34 protein-coding genes are annotated in these 23349 nt (G+C 36.7%); 32 read left to right on the top strand and 2 right to left on the bottom strand.

Going from position 1 to position 23349, the window contains the following annotated elements; all coding sequences use genetic code 11:
- Window positions 1-23: 23 nt before the first annotated feature.
- The 31 genes from AC5LW9_RS09515 (at window position 24) to AC5LW9_RS09365 (ending at window position 22391) form a co-directional block, all read left to right on the top strand.
- Window positions 24-182 carry a hypothetical protein gene (locus AC5LW9_RS09515; RefSeq protein ID WP_493455762.1) on the top strand — a complete coding sequence of 53 codons (159 nt, stop codon included), beginning with the start codon at window positions 24-26 and terminating at the stop codon, window positions 180-182.
- A 311-nt stretch (window positions 183-493) separates the two neighbouring features.
- Window positions 494-700, top strand: coding sequence for a DUF1187 family protein (locus AC5LW9_RS09510; protein ID WP_493455761.1), 207 nt, complete (start codon window positions 494-496; stop codon window positions 698-700).
- A complete protein-coding gene (locus tag AC5LW9_RS09505) occupies window positions 684-974 on the top strand; it encodes a hypothetical protein (RefSeq protein ID WP_493455760.1) in 291 nt (96 codons plus the stop codon). Before AC5LW9_RS09510 ends, AC5LW9_RS09505 begins: the two co-directional genes overlap by 17 nt.
- A 63-nt stretch (window positions 975-1037) precedes the next feature.
- The gene (locus AC5LW9_RS09500) at window positions 1038-1481 is read left to right on the top strand and encodes a recombination protein NinB (RefSeq protein WP_493455759.1); all 444 of its coding nucleotides are present in this window, start codon (window positions 1038-1040) and stop codon (window positions 1479-1481) included.
- Window positions 1481-1648 carry a hypothetical protein gene (locus AC5LW9_RS09495; RefSeq protein ID WP_493455758.1) on the top strand — a complete coding sequence of 56 codons (168 nt, stop codon included), beginning with the start codon at window positions 1481-1483 and terminating at the stop codon, window positions 1646-1648. Before AC5LW9_RS09500 ends, AC5LW9_RS09495 begins: the two co-directional genes overlap by 1 nt.
- Before the next feature lie 183 nt (window positions 1649-1831).
- Window positions 1832-2392, top strand: a complete 561-nt coding sequence (locus AC5LW9_RS09490; RefSeq protein WP_493455757.1) for a recombination protein NinG — start codon at window positions 1832-1834, stop codon at window positions 2390-2392.
- Window positions 2392-3003: a hypothetical protein gene (locus AC5LW9_RS09485; protein ID WP_493455756.1), complete on the top strand. Its 612-nt coding sequence runs from the start codon at window positions 2392-2394 to the stop codon at window positions 3001-3003. Before AC5LW9_RS09490 ends, AC5LW9_RS09485 begins: the two co-directional genes overlap by 1 nt.
- A gap of 107 nt (window positions 3004-3110) precedes the next feature.
- Window positions 3111-3794: an endonuclease gene (locus AC5LW9_RS09480; protein ID WP_493455755.1), complete on the top strand. Its 684-nt coding sequence runs from the start codon at window positions 3111-3113 to the stop codon at window positions 3792-3794.
- Between the two features lie 214 nt (window positions 3795-4008).
- Window positions 4009-4233, top strand: coding sequence for an HP1 family phage holin (locus AC5LW9_RS09475; protein ID WP_198236039.1), 225 nt, complete (start codon window positions 4009-4011; stop codon window positions 4231-4233).
- Window positions 4193-4717: a lysozyme gene (locus AC5LW9_RS09470; protein WP_493455534.1), complete on the top strand. Its 525-nt coding sequence runs from the start codon at window positions 4193-4195 to the stop codon at window positions 4715-4717. Before AC5LW9_RS09475 ends, AC5LW9_RS09470 begins: the two co-directional genes overlap by 41 nt.
- Window positions 4718-4719: 2 nt before the next feature.
- On the top strand, window positions 4720-5079 hold the full coding sequence (locus tag AC5LW9_RS09465) for a DUF2570 family protein (RefSeq protein WP_493455754.1): 360 nt from the start codon (window positions 4720-4722) through the stop codon (window positions 5077-5079).
- Window positions 4976-5218 carry an Rz1-like lysis system protein LysC gene (gene lysC, locus AC5LW9_RS09460; protein ID WP_493456613.1) on the top strand — a complete coding sequence of 81 codons (243 nt, stop codon included), beginning with the start codon at window positions 4976-4978 and terminating at the stop codon, window positions 5216-5218. The genes AC5LW9_RS09465 and lysC overlap by 104 nt, the downstream gene beginning before the upstream one ends.
- 691 nt (window positions 5219-5909) lie before the next feature.
- Window positions 5910-6218, top strand: coding sequence for a hypothetical protein (locus AC5LW9_RS09455; RefSeq protein WP_086308119.1), 309 nt, complete (start codon window positions 5910-5912; stop codon window positions 6216-6218).
- A gap of 226 nt (window positions 6219-6444) precedes the next feature.
- Window positions 6445-6948, top strand: a complete 504-nt coding sequence (locus AC5LW9_RS09450) for a Rha family transcriptional regulator (protein WP_493455753.1) — start codon at window positions 6445-6447, stop codon at window positions 6946-6948.
- A 573-nt stretch (window positions 6949-7521) separates the two neighbouring features.
- Window positions 7522-8043 (top strand): terminase small subunit, encoded by a 522-nt coding sequence (locus AC5LW9_RS09445; RefSeq protein WP_493455752.1) that lies wholly within the window; start codon window positions 7522-7524, stop codon window positions 8041-8043.
- Complete coding sequence (locus tag AC5LW9_RS09440) at window positions 8044-9552, top strand: terminase (protein WP_493455751.1); 1509 nt, start codon at window positions 8044-8046, stop codon at window positions 9550-9552. It abuts the gene before it with no gap.
- 2 nt (window positions 9553-9554) lie between these two features.
- Window positions 9555-11009, top strand: coding sequence for an anti-CBASS protein Acb1 family protein (locus tag AC5LW9_RS09435; RefSeq protein WP_493455750.1), 1455 nt, complete (start codon window positions 9555-9557; stop codon window positions 11007-11009).
- The gene (locus AC5LW9_RS09430; RefSeq protein ID WP_493455749.1) at window positions 10945-12597 is read left to right on the top strand and encodes a phage minor head protein; all 1653 of its coding nucleotides are present in this window, start codon (window positions 10945-10947) and stop codon (window positions 12595-12597) included. The genes AC5LW9_RS09435 and AC5LW9_RS09430 overlap by 65 nt, the downstream gene beginning before the upstream one ends.
- Window positions 12594-12767 carry a hypothetical protein gene (locus AC5LW9_RS09425; protein ID WP_493455748.1) on the top strand — a complete coding sequence of 58 codons (174 nt, stop codon included), beginning with the start codon at window positions 12594-12596 and terminating at the stop codon, window positions 12765-12767. Before AC5LW9_RS09430 ends, AC5LW9_RS09425 begins: the two co-directional genes overlap by 4 nt.
- A 61-nt stretch (window positions 12768-12828) precedes the next feature.
- Window positions 12829-13995 carry a DUF2213 domain-containing protein gene (locus tag AC5LW9_RS09420; protein WP_493455747.1) on the top strand — a complete coding sequence of 389 codons (1167 nt, stop codon included), beginning with the start codon at window positions 12829-12831 and terminating at the stop codon, window positions 13993-13995.
- Window positions 13995-14423 (top strand): hypothetical protein, encoded by a 429-nt coding sequence (locus AC5LW9_RS09415; RefSeq protein ID WP_493455746.1) that lies wholly within the window; start codon window positions 13995-13997, stop codon window positions 14421-14423. The genes AC5LW9_RS09420 and AC5LW9_RS09415 overlap by 1 nt, the downstream gene beginning before the upstream one ends.
- A 9-nt stretch (window positions 14424-14432) precedes the next feature.
- A complete protein-coding gene (locus AC5LW9_RS09410; protein ID WP_493455745.1) occupies window positions 14433-15503 on the top strand; it encodes a major capsid protein in 1071 nt (356 codons plus the stop codon).
- Between the two features lie 6 nt (window positions 15504-15509).
- Complete coding sequence (locus tag AC5LW9_RS09405) at window positions 15510-15881, top strand: hypothetical protein (protein WP_493455744.1); 372 nt, start codon at window positions 15510-15512, stop codon at window positions 15879-15881.
- A 3-nt stretch (window positions 15882-15884) separates the two neighbouring features.
- Window positions 15885-16259 carry a DUF7370 family protein gene (locus AC5LW9_RS09400; RefSeq protein WP_493455743.1) on the top strand — a complete coding sequence of 125 codons (375 nt, stop codon included), beginning with the start codon at window positions 15885-15887 and terminating at the stop codon, window positions 16257-16259.
- Complete coding sequence (locus tag AC5LW9_RS09395) at window positions 16252-16599, top strand: hypothetical protein (RefSeq protein ID WP_493455742.1); 348 nt, start codon at window positions 16252-16254, stop codon at window positions 16597-16599. The genes AC5LW9_RS09400 and AC5LW9_RS09395 overlap by 8 nt, the downstream gene beginning before the upstream one ends.
- A 1-nt stretch (window position 16600) precedes the next feature.
- The gene (locus tag AC5LW9_RS09390; protein ID WP_198236022.1) at window positions 16601-16969 is read left to right on the top strand and encodes a hypothetical protein; all 369 of its coding nucleotides are present in this window, start codon (window positions 16601-16603) and stop codon (window positions 16967-16969) included.
- Complete coding sequence (locus AC5LW9_RS09385; RefSeq protein WP_493455741.1) at window positions 16966-17337, top strand: phage tail termination protein; 372 nt, start codon at window positions 16966-16968, stop codon at window positions 17335-17337. Before AC5LW9_RS09390 ends, AC5LW9_RS09385 begins: the two co-directional genes overlap by 4 nt.
- Before the next feature lie 63 nt (window positions 17338-17400).
- Window positions 17401-17883: a phage tail protein gene (locus AC5LW9_RS09380; RefSeq protein WP_493455740.1), complete on the top strand. Its 483-nt coding sequence runs from the start codon at window positions 17401-17403 to the stop codon at window positions 17881-17883.
- 28 nt (window positions 17884-17911) lie between these two features.
- Window positions 17912-18586 carry a DUF6246 family protein gene (locus tag AC5LW9_RS09375; protein ID WP_493455739.1) on the top strand — a complete coding sequence of 225 codons (675 nt, stop codon included), beginning with the start codon at window positions 17912-17914 and terminating at the stop codon, window positions 18584-18586.
- A gap of 19 nt (window positions 18587-18605) precedes the next feature.
- Window positions 18606-21884, top strand: a complete 3279-nt coding sequence (locus AC5LW9_RS09370) for a tape measure protein (protein ID WP_493455738.1) — start codon at window positions 18606-18608, stop codon at window positions 21882-21884.
- A 54-nt stretch (window positions 21885-21938) separates the two neighbouring features.
- On the top strand, window positions 21939-22391 hold the full coding sequence (locus tag AC5LW9_RS09365) for a hypothetical protein (RefSeq protein WP_086308140.1): 453 nt from the start codon (window positions 21939-21941) through the stop codon (window positions 22389-22391).
- Window positions 22392-22485: 94 nt separating this feature from the next.
- Here AC5LW9_RS09365 and AC5LW9_RS09360 read toward each other — a convergent pair whose 3' ends face one another.
- Together AC5LW9_RS09360 and AC5LW9_RS09355 are read right to left on the bottom strand one after the other, a co-directional pair.
- Window positions 22486-22674, bottom strand: coding sequence for a hypothetical protein (locus tag AC5LW9_RS09360; protein WP_493455737.1), 189 nt, complete (start codon window positions 22672-22674; stop codon window positions 22486-22488).
- The gene (locus tag AC5LW9_RS09355; RefSeq protein WP_493455736.1) at window positions 22658-23014 is read right to left on the bottom strand and encodes an Arc family DNA-binding protein; all 357 of its coding nucleotides are present in this window, start codon (window positions 23012-23014) and stop codon (window positions 22658-22660) included. The genes AC5LW9_RS09360 and AC5LW9_RS09355 overlap by 17 nt, the downstream gene beginning before the upstream one ends.
- 108 nt (window positions 23015-23122) lie before the next feature.
- Here AC5LW9_RS09355 and AC5LW9_RS09350 point away from each other — a divergent pair, with 108 nt between their 5' ends.
- Window positions 23123-23296 carry an Arc family DNA-binding protein gene (locus AC5LW9_RS09350; RefSeq protein ID WP_493455735.1) on the top strand — a complete coding sequence of 58 codons (174 nt, stop codon included), beginning with the start codon at window positions 23123-23125 and terminating at the stop codon, window positions 23294-23296.
- Window positions 23297-23349: the final 53 nt, after the last annotated feature.

The raw sequence follows: 23349 nt of genomic DNA, 5'->3' as shown, positions 1-23349 counted from the left end.
ACTGCCCACTAGGACAGCATCACATGTTGGACAAAATAGCGTATGACTATGTGACTGAAATAAGAAAACACGGCGCTAACAAATCAAAAATTAAATATGAGTTAGCAGAGAAAGTTAAAAAGTTTTCAGAAGAAGATAAGAACCAGTTAAGGGGATTAATACAAAAATGGCTAGAAAGTTAACAATGTTTGAATGCGAGCACTGTTTAAAAGTTCTCAGGAAGACACAAAATGGAATAGATAATCACGAGGCTAAATGCTTTTCAAACGTAGCAACAAGGTCATGCATAACCTGTAAAAATTACCATGATAATTACTATGGTGCTATTAGGGAGAACATAAACGATAGACGGCAATCACGTAAATGTGAAATTGGAATTAGTTTATCAGAACGGCTGCATACAAATTGCGCTAACTGGCAAGAAATTGATCATGTCAAAAATGATTTTTTTATCGATGATGAAGACATTTAGAAATAAGGGGAACAATGAAAAATGGCTAGAAAATATCAAATAACAGCAGAAATTAAAAAAGGTTGGCAAGCGTGGGGTTCGCTCAAACTAATTACAAAATCAAGAATGACTGAGGCAGAGCTAATAAAAACCTATGGCGTAATTAAAAATGGATTCAATAGAGAAAAAGTTGACGTTCAGGTGCGTAATTTTCAGTGTGTGAGGATTGATAATGCAATATTTTATTAATTTTTTTAGGCGAATATTTCGAGGCCACATTAATGGGAGTTTTACAACAAAAATTAAAACCGTTAGCAAACGAAAACTAACGCCTGCGGAGCTGGATATTGAGTTGGAAAATTTCAAAAAATATTTAATAACCCCCAGACCAATTGGGATTGATGATTATAAAAATAATGAATTTATATCAAAACTGTTGGAGCAAAACTCTGAGTATATAACTCGGGCGCTAACTGCGTGGCTGGTTCGTGCGGAAATTGTAAACGGAGATAGTAATGAATAATCAAACATTAACATTTATAGCGGTATTGGTTTTATGGACGATGCTAGTTTGGACAAATATTAAATGATACGGGAAATAAGATTAACACATGAATCCGCTCGCGAATTTGCTATAAATATTATTGGTCAATTACCTATTGATAATAAACATCCTCTAAGAATTGTGATTGATGAAGATAAACGCTCATTGGCTCAGAATCGCATGATGTGGGCTGTTTTAAATGATATAGCAAAACAGGTCAAATGGAACGGAGAGCAACTAACTGCTGAAGAATGGAAACATTTAATTACTGCTAATTTACATGGACAAAAATGCCTCAATGGGATCGATGGCGGACTAGTGTTTATGGGGCTATCAACTCGGAAAATGAATAAAAAAGAATTCGCTGACGTGGTGACATGTGCCGAACAATTTGGTGCTGAAAATGGCGTTAAATTTAGTAATGATGCATTAGAGGCTATACGACTAGCAGAACAGTACAAAGATCAATTATCAAGGGTGGCGTAATGAACGATTTAGAACAATTAGAAACAATAGATGAACGAATTGCAGAGGCTGAACGTCTATTAATTTATTTAAACGAACAGCGCAGAGAAATAATTAATCGAAATAATTTAAATAAAAATGATTCAAATGTTGTAATGTCGAGTTTTTTATCAACGAGTTATAGGTAAAAAACAGATGCCGAAAAAACACAAACTGGTCGCAACAGGATTTAAATGTCCTGAATGTGGTGGCAAATGTGTCTATAACGTAGATTTAGATTTATTTGTTTGTGCACGACCTATAGTTACAACTGACGGGCGGGTTCAGGGTTCCTGCGGTAAATTCTATCTAGATAACACTAAGTACAAGCAATGAAAAAAGAAGCTCAGAAAACAATAAAACAGAAAAAATGCAGGGTGTGCGGTGAGAAGTTTTTACCGCCCAATTCGCTGGCGTTTGCCTGTTCATTTGGCTGTGCAATTAAATACGGTAAAGAGAATCCCAAGCAAGAACGGGTACAACGGGCGATATTTAGAATTGCAAAAGAAAAAATTAAAACGCGTTCCGAATATTTGAGAGATGCACAAACCGCATTCAATGCATTTATCAGAGAACGAGATAAAAACGAGCCGTGCATCAGTTGTGGACGGCATCACAATGGACAATATCATGCAGGGCATTATCGGAGTGTTGGTGCGTGTCCTGAACTACGGTTCTGTGAGTTAAATGTACACAAACAATGTTCGGCGTGCAATAACCATAAATCAGGCAACATAGTGGAATACAGAATTAATTTAGTGAAAAAAATCGGTGTAGAACAGGTTGAATGGTTAGAGGGGAAACATGAGCTGAAAAAATACACTATTGAGCAAATAAAAGAGATTAAAGCTGAATACCAATTAAAACTGAAAGAATTAAAACGAGGTGCATAGTGTTAGCCGAATATAAATACATTGATGAAGAAGAGCCCAAAGAAGCAACCAAACAAGCGTCAAAAGTTCGTTTTAAAGTCGATTATGATATTACAGAGGTCTGTAAACTATTTGGTAACTGGTCAAGGAAAAATCTTTATTTACGACAAAATACGCCATCATATTATTATTCTCAGCCAAAAAAACTTAAATCCGTGTGTTCTGATAATGACGCTATGTTAATTAACGATGCTATATTGGCTATTTTGTCGCTGAATATTCCTCAATCGAAAAATATCTATGACACGTTAATACTACATTATTTTGGGGAAAAACAAGAAATAACTGACTATATAACTACAGAGGGATATGCTAGAGAGGAGTGGAAAAGGCAAGCGCAAGGTTCTCATGATTTACCAGATTTTAAAAAATTAGCTCATGGCATCAGAACGGACAGCATTTACATAGTTAAACAATTATCAATCGCAGATATAGCACAAAAATTTGAAACAAACTGGAATGCTGTAGATAAACTGAAAAAAACAGGGGAAGATTTTTTAAATGGCTATTTTATGTCAATGAAAATGAATGCAGGTATTGAATTAGAAATGTTAAAAAATAAATTTATATAAAAGGTTGATTTCTTAAGAATACAGTGGTATAAAGTACTCAGAATGGAATAATTGTATATAAAGCCCTTTCTCGGGCTTTTTTGTTTTAGGATATACCCAGATTTACTATGAAGTTCCCATTTTTTCTGCCCCTTTTATTAACCTCTTTTGTTGCTAATTCAGTTCAAAATTTTAACAACGCTAAAACTCAACTAGTTCATATTTACTCATCGCACCCTGAACAAACAACATTTTATTGCGGTTGTGGATTCTCGTTCAATGGTAAAAAAGGTGTTGTTGATTTTAGCCGGTGTGGTTATACACCTCGAAAAAATCAGGTGCGAGCTGCTCGCATAGAATGGGAGCATGTTATGCCAGCCGAGAATTTTGGACGGCATTTAAAATGCTGGCGCAATGGCGGGCGTAAAGAGTGCAAAAAGGATGCGAAGTTTAATGAGATGGAGGGAGACTTGCATAATCTCCAGCCGTCTATCGGTGAGGTAAATGGCGACCGTTCCAATTTCCGTTATTCTCAATTTACTAAAACACCCAACCAATACGGTCAATGCCAATCGTCGGTGGATTTTAAACAGCGCCAATTTCAACCTCGTGAGGAAATTAGAGGTACTATCGCGCGCACCTATTTCTATATGCAGGATAAATACAACATCAATTTATCTGACGCACAGAGCAAACTAATGACAGCGTGGAATAACGCGTATCCACCTAACGAATGGGAATGCGAACGCAACAAACAAATAGAACGAATTCAGGGTAATGACAACAAGTTTATTACCGAAAAATGTAATTAATCAAGCCACCTAAATGGCGGTTTTTTTATGCCCGTTTTCGGCAATCAGCATTTATTTTAACGGCACTGCATATAGTAATTTCGCTGATTGCTATTTTTATTTAAATCCTCAGTCCTGAGGTTTCACAGTATCGACAGCAATGCTAGACACACACACTACACAGACCCAGAGCTAGTACGCTGTCATTTCTATTAACTAACAATCGTAAATTCATATGGACAAATACACGTCACCAGTATCCTATTTTTGGGGAGTCACCTGCTCTATGTTTGGATTTCTGAGCCTAAACGATATCGCTATTATTATCGGTATTATTATATCAATAGCTACATTTATCATTAATTGGATTTACAAACGCAGAGATTTTAATCATAAAAAAAATTTGAGAGAGCAATACTATGCGAAATATGAAAAAAATCACCGCGACTGCGATTTGTAGTGTTTCGGCTATTATCGGTATTGTTCTAACAAATTACTCAGATGAAATTAGAACCAGTAGAGCAGGACTGGAGCTAATCGGCAATGCTGAATCCTGTATTAGAGAGCCATATAATTGTCCAGCGGGTGTGTTAACTGTTGGTATTGGCTCAACTGGTAATGTAGAGCAAAAACGCTATACAGACGAGGAAATCGCTAGGCGCTGGGTAGATGATATCAAAACAGCAGAGCAATGTGTTAATCGACACGCTAATGGATTTCATTTACCACAGCCAGTGTTTGATGCCGCCGTATCTATTACATTCAATTGTGGTTGCGCCAATATGAGGACGTCAACAATGTTCAAATGTCTAAATAACGGAGATTATCGAGCCGCATGTTATGAATTCCCTCGTTGGAATAAATCCAACGGAGTAGTTTTAAATGGGTTAGTTAAACGTCGAGAGCAGGAAAAATTGCTATGTCTCTCATTTCAGGGTATTTAATTATGCGTAAATCGGAATTTACTATTATCGCGTTAGTCATTGTTAGTTTTATTCTGACAGCCTATTTTGGTTACTATAATTATCATGATAAACAGCGTTTGGAACGCGATAAATTAGAATTAACCAATAAAATCGAACAACTACAGCAAACAATAGCTAGAAATAATCAAATCATCGCTGACAACGAGCAATCAAAACGCGAATTAGAAAATCAATCAATCGAGTGGCAGGAGCAAATAAATGAGCAACTCAAAAATAATGATTGCGCTGGTCAGTTCGTGCCTGTTGCTGTGTCTAACAGCCTGTACAACCGAGCGAAAGGTATACGTCAATCAACCAATACCAGCGAATCTATTAAATGATTGCGTGCCTCGTTTACCACCTAAATCAATGACATTCGGTGACAGTCTCAAATACAACGAACACCTATTAAATGTTATTGAAATGTGTAATAGGGACAAACAGGCTCTACGGGAGATTTATAGTGATGTCACAGAGTGAATCTAAAAAAATTAGCAGGTTTATATCATTCAAGTGGCTCAGTGCTTTTATTGTAATCGCATTGATTTCGATATTAACTACATTAGGTGATTATAAAATTTTTATAAATGGTATTGTTCCATCAATTCTATATGTAATATGTTTTGTTTTGTTTTTTAGAGGTCAATTTCTCCTCCAGTCTGTCGATTATAGTAAAATAAAACACCCATTTTATTTAAAAAAATTAACGGAAAACAACTGGTACATGAAGAGATCGTTCTCGTGGCTGTTTGTGTGTACTACTATTTTTTTTGCTACTGACAAAATTTTAGATAATTTAGGATTATCAATCCAGTTCTTTGATTTTAGATTATTTACCGTTCTGACGTTATTAGAGGCAATTTTTTACTATGATTTAAATAGTCGTAATATTATAAAACTAATGGATCAAATTTCAGAATTAACCACAGAATAACATTACATCAGGTAGATTATTACTAATGTTGTAAATACTTTCATTTATGATAAAGAGAATGATCAGCCAGCTTTAGTGGTTCCAGAACCAGAGAAAATCACAAATGTAGGTGAATTAGCGGATAGCTGTCAAATAGTTATAGTTATCACATTTGCTGATGAAGAACCGCCACACTATTATTTGTGTACGCGCCCTAATGGGGAACAATATAAAATTGAATAATATAAAGGATTATCGATGCTAATTATTTTTTATTATTTTTTATCTATAGCAACTTTATTAGCGTGTTATTATTTTCGTCGCGCTCGTTTTACAGAACAGGATTATAAATATAACAAACCGTTAAGATGGAAGCGACGAATTCTGATAATTTGGACATACTTGTTTGCAGCAATTCACGGTAGCATTTGTTTTAGGGAAAATCTTTTCACTAATATAGATAATGATTATATTAGGGCATCAGCAGGATTTTTTATGGTTGTATATATATTTGCAGTGCTGTGGGCAGAAGAAATTACCCACCCTTTCGATAAAAAGAAAAAATAGCAATCGAATTAACAAACAATAACCGCCTAAATGGCGGTTTTTTTGTGCCTAAAATGTTTGAAACACCACAAACCTAATTCACTTTTCAACCAATCATAATGCCATCACACGGCGAATATTAACCAAGAGCTTTACAGAATGGGTCTAAGAGAATGACAGCTAATGTCTGAACTCTTGGGGCTGTTTATTCTGTGTGACTTAGGCTCATTCTATAGAGAGACATAATATGACTATAACTCAATTTAAATTTGAAAACATGGTTACTTTACAAGGTAATCAAGTAATGACGACATCTTTAAAAATTGCCAAATATTTTGGAAGAAAGCATAAAACAATATTAAGGGCAATTAGAAATCTAAATTGCTCGAAGAAGTTTAACGAGCGCAATTTTGTGCCCGTTAATTATATTGATGAAAAAGGCGAGGCTAGGGAAATGTACAATCTTACCAAAGATGGCTGCATATTTTTAATCATGGGGTTTACTGGAGAAAAGGCTGCGCAAATTAAAGAAGCTTACATCGACGCATTTAACTGGATGGCTGAACAGCTTCATAAAATGCAAAACAGCTACATGAAGCAACGTAACGATCTAATGCTGGAATATATGAAAGAAAAAGATATAGCCAGTTTATCGGGTCGTTTACTTAGGAAATGGCAAGATAAGAAGCCCAGATATCAATCAAGAATGAAAGAACTGGAAGAACGAGGGCAGATCAAATTATTGGTTTAATATATCGTTTAATTACCGAGGATTGATAGAGATTGGCTAACATGTTTATTTGCAAGGTAACTAATTAATTAACGTAATAAAAATTTACAAAATAAAGTTATTAGCTTTTATTAAGCACAACGTATAATTTTCCTCCATTTTTTAAAGTTAAAAAAAGGAGTGAATATGCAAGAAGAAAACAATTTTTTATTTAAGTTAGCCAACAATATAATTGAAATATTTAATAAATTATTTAATTTAAGTTTCATGTTAGCTATATTTTTATTTTTATCAGAAATACTTAATAATAAGATATTATATGGATTATCTGTATTATTTTATTGTTTTCTATTATTTCATATAATTTACTGTAGTCATCGTTTCTACATAAAGAAAGATCAGCGGTTCAAAATTAGCAACTGTGTTGGTTTTAGTTTATGTATAATATTTAGCACAATGCTTTTAGGTTTAACATATTCTGCTACATTTTTACTCAATATGTTATCTAGTAATTTATAAAATTTTTATGTTATTCATAAAGTTTATCAAGCCGCGTAATTGCGGTTTTTTAATATCTAAAAAAAAGGTATAAATATGACAAAGCTCACAGACAAACAGGAGCTGTTTTGTCGTGAGTATTTAGTAGATCTCAATGCGACACAAGCAGCAATAAGGGCTGGATATAGTCAAAAGACAGCTGAACAATTATCTTACCAATTGCTTCAGAAAACTTCAGTTCAAAACTATATCCAAGAGCTAAAGCAACAGCGCAATGAACGTAATAAGGTTAATGCTGATTATGTGCTAAAGCGATTAGTTGAGATAGACCAGATGGATATATTAGACATCCTTGCTCCCTCAGGCGACTTCCTCCCAATAAAAGAATGGCCGAAGACGTGGCGAACTACATTATCAGGATTGGATATCGCCATTATCGGAAGTGGTGATTCTGATGCGATTATGAAAAAAATTAAATGGCCAGATAAAGTTAAGAATCTTGAATTATTAGGTAAACATGTGAGTGTTCAGGCATTTAAAGAGAAAACAGAAACTACAGTTAATATGGCTGATGAAATGGCTTCACTAATGAAGGAGATATCCGACGAGGCAAATTAAATGGCAGAATCATCATTAGAGTGGAAAACTTTAAAAAAGAATTTAAAGGATAGATTCTGGCGATTAAACCATCTGTATTACATAACAGATAAAACAGGTAAGAAAATTAAATTTAAAATGACACCTGAGCAACTCGAATATTTTAACGGGATGCATACAAGGAATATCATTTTAAAAGCACGTCAACTCGGCTTTACTACTGAGGTCTGCATTATTCAGTTAGATGCTGCATTATTTCAATCTGATAAATGCGCCTTAATTGCTCACAATCTTGAAGATGCTAAAAGGCTATTTAGAGAAAAGGTTAAATACGCTTACGACAATCTGCCAGAGATAATCAAACAAGCTAACCCTGCAAAAAATGATGCGGCCCGTGAATTAGTTTTTAATAATGGTGGTTCTGTTTATGTAAACACCTCTTTTCGTGGTGGCACTTTGAAATATTTGCATGTTTCTGAGTTCGGTAAAATCTGCGCTAAATTTCCTGATAAAGCAAGAGAGATTGTTACGGGGGCATTTGAGGCTGTAGCAACAGATTGTTTCATAACTATAGAAAGCACAGCTGAAGGTAAATCTGGGTATTTCTATGATTACTGCAACACAGCGGAAAAGGCGTTTATTTTAAGTAAGTCTTTATCTGCGCTTGACTGGAAATTCTTTTTCTTTTCGTGGTGGAAAAATCCTTTATATGCAATCAAGCCTGTTGAAAAACTGCCGCAAAGGTTAATTGATTATTTCGACAAACTTAAATCAAAACACAACATTAATTTAACAGAAGAGCAAAAGGCTTGGTATCACGCTAAAGAGAAAACACTGGGTGATGATATGAAGCGTGAATATCCATCTATACCAAGTGAAGCGTTCGAGCAATCAATTGAGGGCGCATATTATGCTAGTCAATTTAGGCAATTATATAGTCAAAATCGCATCACAAAATTACCTAACAATGGCCATTTGGATGTTTATACATATTGGGATTTAGGTGTTGGTGACTCGACGGCTATTTGGTTTGTGCGTAAGGTTGGCGATGAATTTCATATCATTGACTACTATGAAAATAGTGGTGAAGGACTAAGACATTACATGAAGGTGCTTAAGAGCAAAGCGGAAGAGTTTGGCTATAAGTATGCAGAGCATTGGGCACCTCATGATATTGATAACCGTGAGTTGTCAGGTGATGGTAAAAGCCGAAAACAAATTGCTAAAGAAGGTTACGAAATTGACGGGGAAAAATACAGCATTAACTTTAAAGTCGTTCCTAAAAACAGCGTTGATGATGGTATAGAATCAGTTCGTGAGTTATTACCAATATGTGCATTTGATTCTGACAGATGTGCGCAAGGTATTGCTAGTTTAGAAGCGTATCGTAAAGCATGGGACGATAAAAACGGTTGCTGGAAAGATAAACCACTTCATGACCACGCATCACACGCCGCTGATGCATTCCGTTATTTTGCTGTCGCTAATCGTAATAGGCGAAAACGAACCGCAGGGTTATTTATGAGGTAACAATGAGTTATTCGAATTTAACAGATAAACAGTTATTAAATACTGCTCAAACAGCAATTAATAGCAATCAGGATATAAGTAGACAACGGTTAGCGTACGCATCACAAGGCTTGGTTAATAACACTAAAAGGGCATTTATCGATCGCGAGTTCGGCTATCCAGAAAACCTTACTTTCTCTGATTTTTATAAGCTATACAAAAGAAACAGCGCTGCACGCGGTTTTGTTGAGCGATTGAGTGATATTTGTTGGTTAGATTATCCCAAATTCATTGATGGCGACATTCGAGAGCAAGATTCAAAGCTGACAACTTGGGAGCAAATAGTTACTGATTTATTTAATGATAAATTGTGGCCAGCTATCACCGAAGCGGATAAGCGCGGAATTGTGGGTAGATATGCTGGGATAATTATTCAATTACGAGACTGTAGAAAATGGGAAGAGCCCGTTGATACCGCTGTATTGAACAGGCTTGAACCAAAAGATGCCATTGTTAAGCTAATCCCCAGTTGGGAAACCCAGTTAACTGCTTGCGAATGGAATAATGACGAAGCTGATGAAAACTATGGCCAAGTCACAATGTACCAATTTAATGAAATAGCGGTAGGTGACAAGTCAGGTAAGCCCAATATCTCTCGCAGAATACATCCAGATAGGGTGATCATACTCAATGAAACATCCGTTATTAATTCAATGTATGATGGCGAATCACAGCTTGAAGTTGGCTATAACGATTTAATCGACATGATGAAATACTCTGGTGGTAGCGCCGAGGGCTTTCTCAAGAATGCTAGTAGGCAGGTTCATCTAAATTATGACACTGACACTGATATGGAGGAGCTGGAGCGAGAGTTAAGAAAGCGAGGTTTTGAAAAGCCCGCTGATGCATTGAATAAACAAATCGCATTGTTAAATTCGGGCACTGATAGCGCATTAATCACTGCTGGCGCTACGGCTAATATTCTATCGGTTGCCCCTGCTGATCCAAGTTCAGGATGGTCAGTATCCGCAAATAGTTTTGCTGCCTCTGTCAGAATGCCATTTACCATTATTTTTGGCCAACAAACAGGAAGATTAGCATCAGATGAAGATAAAGCTGATTATGCAAAGCGCGGAATGTCACGTCGTAATGGTTTTTTGAGCGCATTGATAAAAGAGCTTGTTAATAAGCTTATTAAGCTAAAAGTTATCCAGCCATTAGTTAACGGTACACTTACTCTTAAATGGTCCGATTTATTAGCACCTAGTCAATCAGAACGAATAGAAATCATGCTGAAAATGTCTGATGTCAACGTTAAAGCACAGCAATCGATGGGTATTCCTGTGTTTACACCGAACGAAATACGAGAAGCTGGCGGCTATGAGCCCGATCCTGATTTAGAGGATATCGATATTGAAAAGACCGAAACTGATACAACCGATACCAAAGAATCCAATATTACCGAAAAGCAAAAATAATCCCACACTCACCAACAAACAAATCCTCCAAATGCGTAGCGAAATACAAAAACGCTACAAAACAATCAAACAATCAATTATTGAGTATATCGAATTAAGCTTAGGCTACTATGCTAAAGAGCCGATTAAAACAGCGATATTCGTTGATAATACACTCTATGTCGTTAATGCCAGTGTTAATTACACTGTTGACGGCAATCAACTTGCTAGGGTGTTAACTCGCATTCAAGAAATTGTTGATGAAAGCTTAATTGATGGCGGTATTGACAGGTTTTGGGCGGGTAAGTTTGTTGCTGACATGTATAAAACCGGTATTAACCGGACATTTCATAATTTATCGGCTCAATCACCAGTTTATACACAAGCTACCTCATTGGAATCACTACTATTTAGTGATGCCTATATTCGAAGAGTTGGACTTGCCTATACAGCAACATTTAATGACTGGAAAAGCGTGGCAGATGGTTTAAAAGGTGATTTAGGTAACGTTCTAAGTAACGCTGTAGCAAGAGGGATTAACCCAAGAGAAACAGCGGACATTATCAGTAAAAGGATTGATGTTTCATATAGTAAAGCTAAGGCTATTGCTCAAACTGAACAAGTAGGCGCATTACGTCAAGCTACATGCGATGAAACTAAGAGAGTTCAGGAAGAACTAGATCTGAATACAGGCTTGCTTCATCTTTCTGCATTAAAACCCAATTCGAGAGCTACACACGTTGATAGGCATGGTAAAGTCTACACCGTTGAACAGGTTCAAGACTGGTACGAAGACAATGGTAATCGATTTAATTGCTATTGTGCGCAAGTCGCCGTTCTTCTCAATGATAAAGGGGAGCCTTATAACAAGGCATATATTGAGCGTCTTCAAAATGACGTCACCGAATGGAAAGTCCAGAGCCAACATCAACAAGTAAAACAGTCGCCATCTAATATTGAGGAGCTTAATACATGGTCTAAAAATAACATTACTGAAACAGCTAATATACCGAAAGATATTGATACTAAAGAATTAGCACCATGCCTGAAATTGGTATCGGAAATTCAAGAGCGATTTAACTTACCTAAATTTAGGTATGCTGGAACAATAGCTGGTGATATTTATAAATATAGAAAACCGCCAAAAGGGATGCTAGCCGCTTATTCGCACGAAGCTAATGCATTGATTATTACATCTGATAGCGTTGATAAAAAAGCGTTGTTAGACGCTGATTTAATGAGTAAAGCAAATGGGTATAAACAAAGCTCTATGATGATGGTTAGCAAGGGTAATGATAAACAATTAACTAAAATAATTCACGAAATGGATTATATCCCTTGGATAGCGGTTTCCACCCCAAGAGGCGTTTATGCTCATGAGATGGGGCACGCATTACATTACAAACACAAAGAAGAGATTGACAATATCATCAATAAATTGTGGGGGCGAGGCTGGGCACATGCAATTAGTAAGTATGCTCAATATAACAAGCTAGAATTTGTTGCTGAATCATTTTCGTTGTATATTGAAAATATCATTGAAGCCAAAAAAAGGTTGCATCCAGAACTATTGAAATTTTTCCAATCGTTAGATAAGGGCATTAGATGAATAAATTTGATTCATTAGTTGAGCAAGCAACTAAACTGATAAACACTGAGCCACTTCCTGATGATGCAGAGGAGCAATTGCAACGCATCATTGACCAAGCAGAAAGTAAGCCCGAAAGGTTTATGTTAGCCACTTTTGCTGAGGCTTTGTTCGTTATAAGGAATGAGTAATTAATTCACTGAACCGCCAGAAGGCGGTTTTTTTATATCTAAAATCCACATGAGGTAAAGCATGACACTCAAGAGTGTAAATGTTTTATCTGTCGTCAATAGTAAATCCAAAATATCTACACAAATCATCGACGGTAAAGAACACATTGTTATCAATGATGTGGTCCCTATTGTCGATGATATTGTCATGAATGGGATTTACTATCCGTCAGATGAAATCAATAAATCGTACATGACATTGAACGACAATTTAATGCCATTAGACCATCCAAGAATAAATAATGAGAATGTTTCGGCACTAAATCCACAAGCTATCAATAACTATTACATAGGTGCATGGGGACGCAATGTCCGTAAAGTAGGCGATAAGGTCCTAATGGATGCTTATATCGACCGAAAATTTGCAGAAAGCACAGAAAAAGGGCGAATGCTAGTTAATCGGCTTGATGACATGATGAATGGAAAAAACACTACACCTATTCATGTTTCAACAGGACTAACTTATCAAGCGGATCATCAATCAGGCACATCTAAAGGCAAAAGGTATGCATCAATAGCAAGAAATATGAAGTTTGACCATGTTGCAATCCTGACCGACAAACAAGGTGCAGCAACACCAGAGGATGGTGTAGGTATTTTCGTTAATTCAAATGGAGAAAAAACACCACTTGAAACTGTGAGTCTTGCTGATTGCACAGAAGAACCACTAACCAATGTCATTAAACAAACAATTAAAGATGTTTTGAAAACATTTCAATTTAATAAAAAAGAGGAATACGACCCAATGAAAGAAAAAATCTTACTAGCACTTAATGCTGCAGGCGTGAAAACCGATGGTTTATCAGATGAACAATTGCTTGCTGCTTATAACGAACAAACCGCTAAAAAGGCAATTGATGAAAAGAAAGCCGCTGATGAAGAAAAGAATAAAAAGGCAGATGAAGAGCAGAAGAATGCAACTAATGCTCAAGCACCTGACTGGGCTAAATCATTGCTAGCAGACGTTGCCGCATTGAAAACCGCAGTAAACACAAATACTGAAAAAGAATTATCGGCTAAGCGTGATGCTGTTAAGGCTAAATTCAGTATGTCTCAAACTGCTGTAAATGCATTATCTGGTGAACCACTAGATGCACTTTATGCTCAATGTGTTTCTACTGCGCCTATTAACGGTGGCTTTGCTAATAACAGTAACAATTCATTATTAAACATGGAGGCTCCAGAGTAATGATTAGATTTAAAACCGTGATTGGTGGTCCAGCACGTAAAAATGACCCACAAACAATTGACCTTTTAACAGGTGAAGCCGTCACTCCCTGTTCTTTGGTTGCTGTAGTTGACAATAAATTAATGAAACATTCGGCAGCAGGCAAACAAACGCAGGCACTGATTATCACAAATGATTATTTAGGTGGGCATGATATTCGTGTTGATGTACCCGCTGGCACATCAGGTATTGCGTTTGTTTGCGAAGATGATGTCACTTATCACGTTTTGGTTAAAGCTGGCGAAAAGTTGGTGATTGGCGACAAATTAACATCAAACGGTGATGGCACATTGAAAAAAGCGGTTGATGGTGACGCGGTTATTTTCTACGCATTTGAAAATTACACAGTAGGCGCAACCGCTGAACAAGTTCGAGTTCGTAAAGCTTAAGGAGCAATAATGAAGAACGAAAAGATTATTTTTAATAAAAAATTAATTACCAATAGCACACAAGTAGCAATCGCATGGCAACAATTAAATGCTAACCGTCAGATTTTTAATAACGGTCAAAACCAATTAAGTGCAATGCATGGTGGCGCAATACAGGCTAACCAAGCTGCAGTTCTAACACAAGATTATTGGCGCGAGGTTGATAATATCACTACTCGTGTTATTCGTGATGATGAAGGCGCGCCGCTATTAGACGATTTATTATCGTTAGGTTCTCCTATCTCAATCGGTAAAACCGCTGCGTTATATCGTGTATCAAGCGATGCTGGTTATGTTAATCGTTCAATGTCAGGTCAAGAGCCAGAAACACTAGATAAAGTTGTTTATGATCATTATGGCGATCCTATTCCAATCTTTAAAACTGGTTATGCTCGTGAATGGCGTGAATGGTTAGGTTTGCAAACTGAAAATATTGATGCAATGTCAGACGATCAAGAAGCAGCCACCGCCGCTATCCGTCGAAACATGGCGCAATACATTTTAATGGGTGATGATAAAATCAAGGTTCAGAACTATCAAGGTAGAGGTATTACAAACCATGAGAACACTAATCAAATTGATTTGGGCTCATCAGGTTGTAATATCGATTTAACATCAGATTCTACCAGTAACGATGACATCATCAAATTTTTTGTACAAGATTTTGCAAAAATTTTGGATGATAACCTCGTAGCGGAACCAGTAAAACTCTTCATTTCACCAGAAATTGACAGACGTTTAAATGTACCTTATTCAAATTCAAATGGATTTAAAGAGGGTACAGTAAAAGACTATATTCTTAAATATGCAACACATATCGGCTCTTTCACCAAAACATATGAATTAAAACTCAACCACTTTATCGGTTACGTTCGTAATACTCAGTACATTAAAACCCGTATTGCCGCTCCAATCGGTTCATTTATGAAACAACGCATTAATCCGCATGATAATTACCAAACTCTCATTTGGTCAGCATTCGGCTTGCAAATTAAACGAGATTTTAACGGTAAGAGCAAAGTATTTAACGCTAAGGGGTAATTGATAATGAAATTAAGAGTGACGAAACGCGGCTGTTATGGCCGCATAGATGGTGAGATTGCAGAGCTTCCTATTGGTCATGAATTCACAGCTAAAGATATGCCCCCTGCATTTGTTGGTCGGGTTATTGTTTTAGAGCAAGAGAATGGAGAACAATATAATAATACTCCACCAAAAGATAATAAGAAAATTCCCGAACCTCTTATTGTTATAGTAAACGGTGAAGAAATTAACTTAGCGAATAAAAGCAGTAAAGAACTTGCTGATTTCGCAGCACAGCATGAATTAACATCTCAACAATCTAAAGAAACGGTTCCTAATTTTGCCAAACGACTCAAAGAAGAGTTTGAAGCCAAATTAAGCGGCACAGGGAAATAACCTATGACCCAGCTAATCAATAAAAGTGAAGTTAAATTATTTATAGACGAGCTGGGTTTTTCTATTCCTGACTCGATGTTAGAGCTATTAATACAGCAAGTAAGCAAGCATGAAACTTGTTTACTGCAGTATGGTGAAGTCACAGCAAAACTATTGGCGTTATATTCAGTTGCTCGGTTAGCGTCAATGTCGGGAGCTAGAAAGATAGCATCACAAGGCTCTCAGAGCGGTAGCCGTTCATTTAACTACGATAGTAGTGGCACAGATCACCTACTAACTCAAATTCGCATTTGGGATAAAAATAACTGTTTATCTGATTTGCCATTAAGTGGTAAGAAAGCGGGATTTTTTGCGGTTGTAGGAGGTCATTATGAGTAGTGTTGCCCGTTGGACATATACAGCTAAAGCCACCATTTGGCGCGTTGCTAGTGAGAATGAATTTGGTACTAAGACGTTTCGCCCACCTGAATATATCGATTGTAATTATGGGTTAGATTCAGCTATCGCAGAATCAGCAGGAGTGGGAATGGGATTTATTGCTAAAAACACCTTTTGGACTGAGTACGATAAAGCCAATGAGGGTGATTTTATTCTCATTGGCGAATTATCCGAGTTAGACCCAATTAAGGCTGGCGCTTCTGAAATCAAACATATCACACGATATGCAGACACATTCGAACGACTAGCCGATGATTATGCACTCATGACAGGAGTTTAGTATGGCGATTAGGGTACGTGGGGCTAGAGAGTGTATTAATCAATTAAATAGTATTATTGGTGATGTTCAAGGTAGAAAAGCAGTAAGAGCTATACAATCCGCCTTGTTAATCGGTGGAACTCGTGCGGCTCTTTATACGCCTATTGACACATCAATGCTCATCAATAGCCAATATCGAGAAATGTTTGTTAATGGCACTAGATTAACTGGACGCGTTGGTTATTCCGCTAATTATGCCGCATATGTTCATGATCCCAACCATCCAATGAGATTCAGACGTTCCACAGCTAGAAAAGAATTTCTGTATCAGGGTTTCCGAGACGAGCGAGAAACCATTAATCAGGTTATTCGTCAGGAGTTGAGATTATGAAAATGTATCAGCGTGTAGCTGAATATTTAAAAAAAACAGGGCTTACGAATGGGTTTACTGTTCAGTATCTAAAATGGCGTGATACCAAAACTAAAAATAATAAATTTATTGTTTTTAGACCTAATGGTGGATCAATAATTCAAACTAATTTGGGTAATGAATATTACACGCTCATTGATTTTATCGGTGCAGTAAACGACATTGAAACAATCGATAATGATGTGTCAACGATTGTTGATTACATCAAAAACAATCCGTACACCAATGAGACGGGATTAATCCAAATTGTTGGTGCAATTCCTGCCCCTGTTACAACAGAGGGAGATCGGCTAGTTTATCGGCTGCTAGTTTCGTGCAAATTCGGTTAGTTTCAAATTAGTTAAAAACAATTTTACAACCCGCTTCGGCGGGTTTTTTATGGGGAAAAATAAATGTCTAACTGTACACAACAAAATAATAAATTATTTGGAGGAGCTGTAGTGCTGGAGGTCGCAGACGGTTGCGAAAAAACACCACCCAGCGAGGCTGATTGGAAATCATTAATGGCTGGAACGTCAAAGGGCTTGGATTTCAGCCCTAACACCGTTACCAGTGATGCTGATGATCAGGGGGGATTTGTTGAATCTATTGTAACTAACGCTGATATCTCGCTCCCGTTCGAGGGGGAGGTTAGGGTTAATGATGAGCTTGATGAGTATGGCTTCTATAAATTCGAGCGTAATTTTGCTACAGCAATTGCAAATAAAAGTCAACCATCCATCTGGGTTCGTTTAATGCATGGCGAAAATATTTTTATTGGTTATATGAACATTACCTCGTTTAGTTGGAGCGGTGGGACAAGCGAACTCGTAAAAGCATCGTTAGAGTTTAAAACCGCATCATCTAAAACAATCCAAATTATTCAGGCGCCATAATTCCAGCATCAAAACAATAGGAAATAAAATGATTAGAACAGATATAGGCGAAATCGTTGTTTCGGTTAAAAAAAATGGTGCATTACGTTGCAAAATAAATAATTATGTTTTTATTCCCTCATTTGAAAACTTATCTAAATTAGGTGAACCTGCCGAGATAATAAACGCTTATACTGTTCTTCTATCTAATTCTGAGTATGAGGCAATGACTCGTTTTAGGGAGCCATACAGTTATCTAATTAAATACATCAATGAAAAAAGGCGTTTAAAATTACAAACAGCAAAACGAGTATTGAGGTGCTGTTGTGATGCTGACATAACCGATTTAATAGGTGGAACAAACAAAAAACGGGGCTTAATGCCCGAACAAAATATTTTTTTACTAGCTAAAACCCTACTCGATTACGGCGTTGCAGGGCGGGCTAAAGTTAGAATTTCACAACGTAATGAAAACACCTCTTATTCATCAGAATTTAAAATCACCGATTACATTAATAATGCCAGAGTACATCTAGGTCTGTCATTAGATGAGGCAAAAAAATTAACCATGACAGAATATATTTTTCTAATGGCTAATAAATTCCCCGATAACGATGGAATGACCAGAGATGAATACGACAAAGTGGTTTCCGATTATCAGGAACTACGGAAAAAAAGATTAGCAAAAACAAAAACAAAAGCAAAAACAAAAACGGCTCAATAGCCATTTTTACGGGTGAATTATGGCGGAACATACAGACGGAAATATCACATACACAGTTTCACTGGAAGTGCGGCAGTTATTAGACGAATCTAAAAAAGTTATTCAAGAATTAAAAGAGTTGAATCGCAGTGGAATAAATTCATCCAACGGTTTGGATCGACTTGACGCTTCGGCTAAAATCGCGGGTACTTCTCTTGGTAAACTCACAACCATTGCTAAGGCGGTGTCTGCCGCGTTAATATCAAATACTGTGTTTGCGTATGCGCAAAGCTGGAATGAGTTAGAGGACCGAATACAGAACACAGGCGCTACAGCATTACAAACAAAAGATATCCTAGACCAGTTATTAGCAACCTCTGATCGAAATGGTAGAACGATTGAGGAGTCATCAGAGTTATATATTAGGTTATCTAACTCTATGAGTGAGTTAGGATATAGCACGCAAAGTACATTATCTTATATTGATACTCTGTCGAATTTATTAACAATTGATAAAACAAAGGCATTAGGTGCAGAATCGGCGATAAATGCACTAACCAAAGCGCAGACAAAGGGGAAGTTAGCAGGTCTAGAGGCGATATCAGTGTTTGGTGCGATGCCAACTGTTCTGAAAATACTCGGCAAACAGTTAAACAAAACCGAAGTCGAGGTTCGGAAAATGGCAATGGATGGCAAATTGTCAATGTCGCAATTTGCTGAGGCAATGATAGTCGCTCAAAAAGAAACGGCAGCACTTGCTGATAACATGAGAAATAATATACAAGACGGTTTTAATCGTATTGCTAATAACGCGAAACAATATTTAGGTGAGCTAAATAATTCAACTGGAGCAACTAAAACGCTCGTTGATGCACTAATTCTAATGTCTCAGCATATTGATATCCTAATGACTAGTGTAGGTGTATTAGCTGCAATCTATGCGGGTAAATATATTACATCATTAGCTAGTGCTACTAAACAGAGTGTTGAAAAAACGATTGCTGATATGCGTCAAGCTCAAGCTGAGAAAGCTTTATTACAAGTGGAAGTTGAAAGAGCCAACCAAAACGTCAAAGCACTGCAAATCCAGCGACAAAACATTATTATGGCTCAAGCACAATGTAATAATTTAAAAGCGCAAATGGCTTTAAATCAACAGCTTACCGTAGTAGAGAAACAGCTTACCGCAGCTACAAATGAGCAAGCAGCGGCACAAGCAAGACTTAGCGTTGCGGTTAAAGCCACTTCTTTTGCAGCTAAAGGTTTGCAAGCTACGATGGCAATGCTTGGCGGTCCTGCTGGTATAATTCTCCTTGCCGCTGGTGCTTTCATGACGTGGTCAAGTAAAGTTGATGAAGCAAAGCAGAAGACTTTGGGATTAGGTGATCGTATTGATGAATTGCGAGAAAAATACAAATCGTTAAATCAGGAACAAAAGCAGCTTGAGTTATCTAGATTAAATGTTGATATTGACGAGGCAACGCAGAGCATAGAGGATCAGAAATTAATTGTTAGGTTACTAAAAGCGGAGTACGAGCAATACCAACGCCGTGTTGAGGGGGTGTTTAGTAGGGTATTTACCTCACAGGAGGGATTGAATGAAGCTCAGAATAAATATTTAGAGGCTAGCAACAAATTAAAAACATCTCAAGAAAGCCTTGCAAAAGCGGAAAAAATGCGCAATGACATATTGTCTGGACAAATAGAAAAAACCAATGAAATAGCGGTTGCAGGTCAAAATCTAGCAAAAACATGGGGAGACGCATCACAAACCGATATTGATAAAAAAGTTGCAAATTTATCCAAAGAACTTGAAATTTCTAAATTAAAAGCTAACGGCAATAGTGAAGCTGCATTTATTCTTGATGGGCTTTTTTCAGCATTGGGTGATAGGGCTAATGAGTATAAACAGGATTTAGTTAATCTAGCTACAGGTCAAATGAATTTTACTAAATTAACTAACGATCAAGTGATTGCATTACAACCATTGATTGATCAATTGCGAGATTTAGCAAAAGAAAACGCCAAAATCAGCAATAAAAAAGGACGAGGCGCTACAAAATCATATGCTGACGGAGTTAAAGAACTGAAAGATAGATTAGAAGTTGCTAAACTCGAAGCGAAAGGACTTACAGTCGAAGCCGAGCTGTTAGCGATCACCCAAAAAATGGGTTCGAAAGTTACAGCTCAGCAAACAGAAGAACTAAAAAAATTAATCGAGGCATCGCAAGCATACAAAGCGTTAGGTACTTTGAAAAGTCCAATTGAAGCCGAAGAAGATTCATTTAAACAATCTAAAAAATCACTAGATGTATTACGAAAAGAGGGGGAGATAAAAACTCAAGAAGAATACAACGCTAAGCTTGAACAACTTGAGCGACAACATCAGATAAACATGGCTAAGGCTAAGTCTGACGCAGTAGTATCTGATATTGATAATGCTGTGGCTCAGGTTGACCCAGTGCTCGCCCTAGAGAATGAGCACAAACGAAAACTAGCGCTAATTCAAGAGTTCGAAACTCAAAAATGGATGTCCGAACAAAATGCTATTGCACTCCGCGAAGCTGCAAATCATCAATTCGAACAAAATCGCATCAATGCTCAATGGGAAATATGGCGAAATCAAAGTGATGCTAACGAGTTTCTAGCTTCATCACTGGAAGGCTTAGCAAGTAGCGCCACAAGCACCATTTCAGGTCTGATGTCAGGCACTATGACAGCTACTCAGGCCATGCAAAATTTTGCCAACGTTATTCTTAACGAGGCAATAGGTTCACTTGTTCAAATGGGTATGCAGTACGTTAAAAACTCGATTGTCGCTCAATCAGCATCAGCAGCAACTACTGCAACGCAAATCACCGAAGCGGCGGCGCTCTCAGCAGCATATCAGCCTGCCGCTATGTACGCTTCAATTGCAACACAGGGGGCTGCGGCGACAGTAGGCTCGTCTTCTTATATAACAGCTTTAGGCACAATGAAAGCTGCTTCTATTGCTGGTGCTCGTAAAAATGGTGGTTCTGTTTTGGCTAATAACGCGTATCGAGTTGGTGAGGGAGGTAAACCAGAGATACTAATGCAGGGAGGTAAACAGTACCTGATTCCGGGTGAAAACGGAAAGGTATTAAGTAATCGTCAAATAACATCAGGTAAAGGTGACGGTTCAGTAATAAATATGACATTTAATACACCGATTCATCTAGACGGAAATGGCGGCATATCAGAACAAGACGGACAGCAACTAGCTAAAAACATTGAGCAATCTATTCGCGCTCAAATAATAAAGGAACAGCGTCCCGGCGGATTACTAAATCATCGTTGATTTAATTAACTAAATTTCATACCATTACCTAAATTTAATTATTAAGGAGATAGTATGAAAAGAATTGCATTACTGGGATTGGTTTGTTTCGCGTTGTCTGGTTGTGGAGATGATAAGGTTATTTCAGATGAAATGTTTGCAGGTGATTGGAAATGCGAAGTTATTGACTATAAATCTACGTGGGATAAAAGTAGTTTTGGTGAATTTAAACCGACTAATGAGAAACAAATAAAGTTATTGTCGTTCAAGTATGAAAATAACAGCTTATATTTAAAGGCTTCAGAAAAAGAAGACTGGAAAGCAGGTAGTTTAATTGAGGAATATAATAATAAAACAACACAAGAAGAAGATGATTTTTTAATTGATAAAATAACTAAATCACTAAAAAAAATATCTAATAATAAATTTATCACAACCTATGAAAGTGAAATAATTGTTAAAGATGAGAAATACAATTCGCTTAATGAAAAACTCAAAAATGAGGCAACTTGTACAAGAATAAAATAGTCGTCTATCGACTTTAAAATTATTTTAACCCTCTAACGAGGGTTTTTATTAATTTAATCGATATTTATTTTTGCACATGGCTCATAAATTATTTTTAGGATAATTTACGGTAGAAATAAGCAATGATGATAAGAGCAATAAACCCGACAGGCGCTTTCATAAAGATATCCGCAATAGCATTACCGCCAACGCTTAGCGAACCATCTAGTCCATCCTTAGCAAAAGCAAAATTGCTTGATAATAGAGTTAGTGCACCTAGAATTAATTTATTCATTGTTTTCATCTTTAGCTCCTTTATTGGGTTTATTTTTAGTATATTTTGCTTGAAATTGTGCTACTTTAACGATATTTTTAATATTATCTTCATTGAATATTTTGTTAAATTTTAGAGCTATGTTTCGTAATGAACTTTCTAATTCCGATAAATTTAATTCCTGTTCAATTGAATAACTCATTAAAGGGTGGTTATTTTCTGATTCTATATATTTCTCTAAAGCGAGAATAATTTCAGAATTCATTGAACGATTGTTCTTTTTGGCAATTTCCGCAATTTTATCTCTCATTCCATCTGGAAATCTAACAGTAAATTTATCCTGCATTTGGCTTGGAAATTTATCGCTCATAGTTCAACCTCAAAAAATATTTAAAATATATGATAATGGCAACTTGACATTATTGCAAATGGTGGTAAATTAACACTAGTGGCAATTAGCCATTAACAAGGAGGAAAAATGCAAAAAAATACATACATAAAATTCACTTTCAGAATGCATGAAAATGTTCATGCTGAGGTAAAAGAACGAGCTGAAAAAGAGGGACTATCTTTAAATTCAGCATTGCACCAGATTGTTGTAAGAGAATTAGAAAACACCAAGAGGAGAGAATTAAAAAATGCAAACATCTAAAAAACTAAAGGCTCTAACTGCGGCAACAGTTAAAGCCCTAAATCAAGTCAACC

The sequence above is a fragment of the Gilliamella sp. LMG 34360 genome, from assembly GCF_984568995.1.
Note: the sequence above shows the minus strand (reverse complement) of the source record. Positions and strands in the feature narration are given on the sequence as shown.

Bases quoted from the DNA above. Each gene is read 5' to 3' on its own strand.
- AC5LW9_RS09515 (WP_493455762.1), top strand. From the start codon at position 24: ATGTTGGACAAAATAGCGTATGACTATGTGACTGAAATAAGAAAACAC.
- AC5LW9_RS09510 (WP_493455761.1), top strand. From the start codon at position 494: ATGGCTAGAAAATATCAAATAACAGCAGAAATTAAAAAAGGTTGGCAA.
- AC5LW9_RS09505 (WP_493455760.1), top strand. From the start codon at position 684: ATGCAATATTTTATTAATTTTTTTAGGCGAATATTTCGAGGCCACATT.
- AC5LW9_RS09500 (WP_493455759.1), top strand. From the start codon at position 1,038: ATGATACGGGAAATAAGATTAACACATGAATCCGCTCGCGAATTTGCT.
- AC5LW9_RS09495 (WP_493455758.1), top strand. From the start codon at position 1,481: ATGAACGATTTAGAACAATTAGAAACAATAGATGAACGAATTGCAGAG.
- AC5LW9_RS09490 (WP_493455757.1), top strand. From the start codon at position 1,832: ATGAAAAAAGAAGCTCAGAAAACAATAAAACAGAAAAAATGCAGGGTG.
- AC5LW9_RS09480 (WP_493455755.1), top strand. From the start codon at position 3,111: ATGAAGTTCCCATTTTTTCTGCCCCTTTTATTAACCTCTTTTGTTGCT.
- AC5LW9_RS09475 (WP_198236039.1), top strand. From the start codon at position 4,009: ATGGACAAATACACGTCACCAGTATCCTATTTTTGGGGAGTCACCTGC.
- AC5LW9_RS09470 (WP_493455534.1), top strand. From the start codon at position 4,193: ATGCGAAATATGAAAAAAATCACCGCGACTGCGATTTGTAGTGTTTCG.
- AC5LW9_RS09465 (WP_493455754.1), top strand. From the start codon at position 4,720: ATGCGTAAATCGGAATTTACTATTATCGCGTTAGTCATTGTTAGTTTT.
- lysC (WP_493456613.1), top strand. From the start codon at position 4,976: ATGATTGCGCTGGTCAGTTCGTGCCTGTTGCTGTGTCTAACAGCCTGT.
- AC5LW9_RS09455 (WP_086308119.1), top strand. From the start codon at position 5,910: ATGCTAATTATTTTTTATTATTTTTTATCTATAGCAACTTTATTAGCG.
- AC5LW9_RS09450 (WP_493455753.1), top strand. From the start codon at position 6,445: ATGACTATAACTCAATTTAAATTTGAAAACATGGTTACTTTACAAGGT.
- AC5LW9_RS09445 (WP_493455752.1), top strand. From the start codon at position 7,522: ATGACAAAGCTCACAGACAAACAGGAGCTGTTTTGTCGTGAGTATTTA.
- AC5LW9_RS09440 (WP_493455751.1), top strand. From the start codon at position 8,044: ATGGCAGAATCATCATTAGAGTGGAAAACTTTAAAAAAGAATTTAAAG.
- AC5LW9_RS09435 (WP_493455750.1), top strand. From the start codon at position 9,555: ATGAGTTATTCGAATTTAACAGATAAACAGTTATTAAATACTGCTCAA.
- AC5LW9_RS09425 (WP_493455748.1), top strand. From the start codon at position 12,594: ATGAATAAATTTGATTCATTAGTTGAGCAAGCAACTAAACTGATAAAC.
- AC5LW9_RS09420 (WP_493455747.1), top strand. From the start codon at position 12,829: ATGACACTCAAGAGTGTAAATGTTTTATCTGTCGTCAATAGTAAATCC.
- AC5LW9_RS09415 (WP_493455746.1), top strand. From the start codon at position 13,995: ATGATTAGATTTAAAACCGTGATTGGTGGTCCAGCACGTAAAAATGAC.
- AC5LW9_RS09410 (WP_493455745.1), top strand. From the start codon at position 14,433: ATGAAGAACGAAAAGATTATTTTTAATAAAAAATTAATTACCAATAGC.
- AC5LW9_RS09405 (WP_493455744.1), top strand. From the start codon at position 15,510: ATGAAATTAAGAGTGACGAAACGCGGCTGTTATGGCCGCATAGATGGT.
- AC5LW9_RS09400 (WP_493455743.1), top strand. From the start codon at position 15,885: ATGACCCAGCTAATCAATAAAAGTGAAGTTAAATTATTTATAGACGAG.
- AC5LW9_RS09395 (WP_493455742.1), top strand. From the start codon at position 16,252: ATGAGTAGTGTTGCCCGTTGGACATATACAGCTAAAGCCACCATTTGG.
- AC5LW9_RS09390 (WP_198236022.1), top strand. From the start codon at position 16,601: ATGGCGATTAGGGTACGTGGGGCTAGAGAGTGTATTAATCAATTAAAT.
- AC5LW9_RS09385 (WP_493455741.1), top strand. From the start codon at position 16,966: ATGAAAATGTATCAGCGTGTAGCTGAATATTTAAAAAAAACAGGGCTT.
- AC5LW9_RS09380 (WP_493455740.1), top strand. From the start codon at position 17,401: ATGTCTAACTGTACACAACAAAATAATAAATTATTTGGAGGAGCTGTA.
- AC5LW9_RS09375 (WP_493455739.1), top strand. From the start codon at position 17,912: ATGATTAGAACAGATATAGGCGAAATCGTTGTTTCGGTTAAAAAAAAT.
- AC5LW9_RS09370 (WP_493455738.1), top strand. From the start codon at position 18,606: ATGGCGGAACATACAGACGGAAATATCACATACACAGTTTCACTGGAA.
- AC5LW9_RS09365 (WP_086308140.1), top strand. From the start codon at position 21,939: ATGAAAAGAATTGCATTACTGGGATTGGTTTGTTTCGCGTTGTCTGGT.
- AC5LW9_RS09360 (WP_493455737.1), bottom strand. From the start codon at position 22,674: ATGAAAACAATGAATAAATTAATTCTAGGTGCACTAACTCTATTATCA.
- AC5LW9_RS09355 (WP_493455736.1), bottom strand. From the start codon at position 23,014: ATGAGCGATAAATTTCCAAGCCAAATGCAGGATAAATTTACTGTTAGA.
- AC5LW9_RS09350 (WP_493455735.1), top strand. From the start codon at position 23,123: ATGCAAAAAAATACATACATAAAATTCACTTTCAGAATGCATGAAAAT.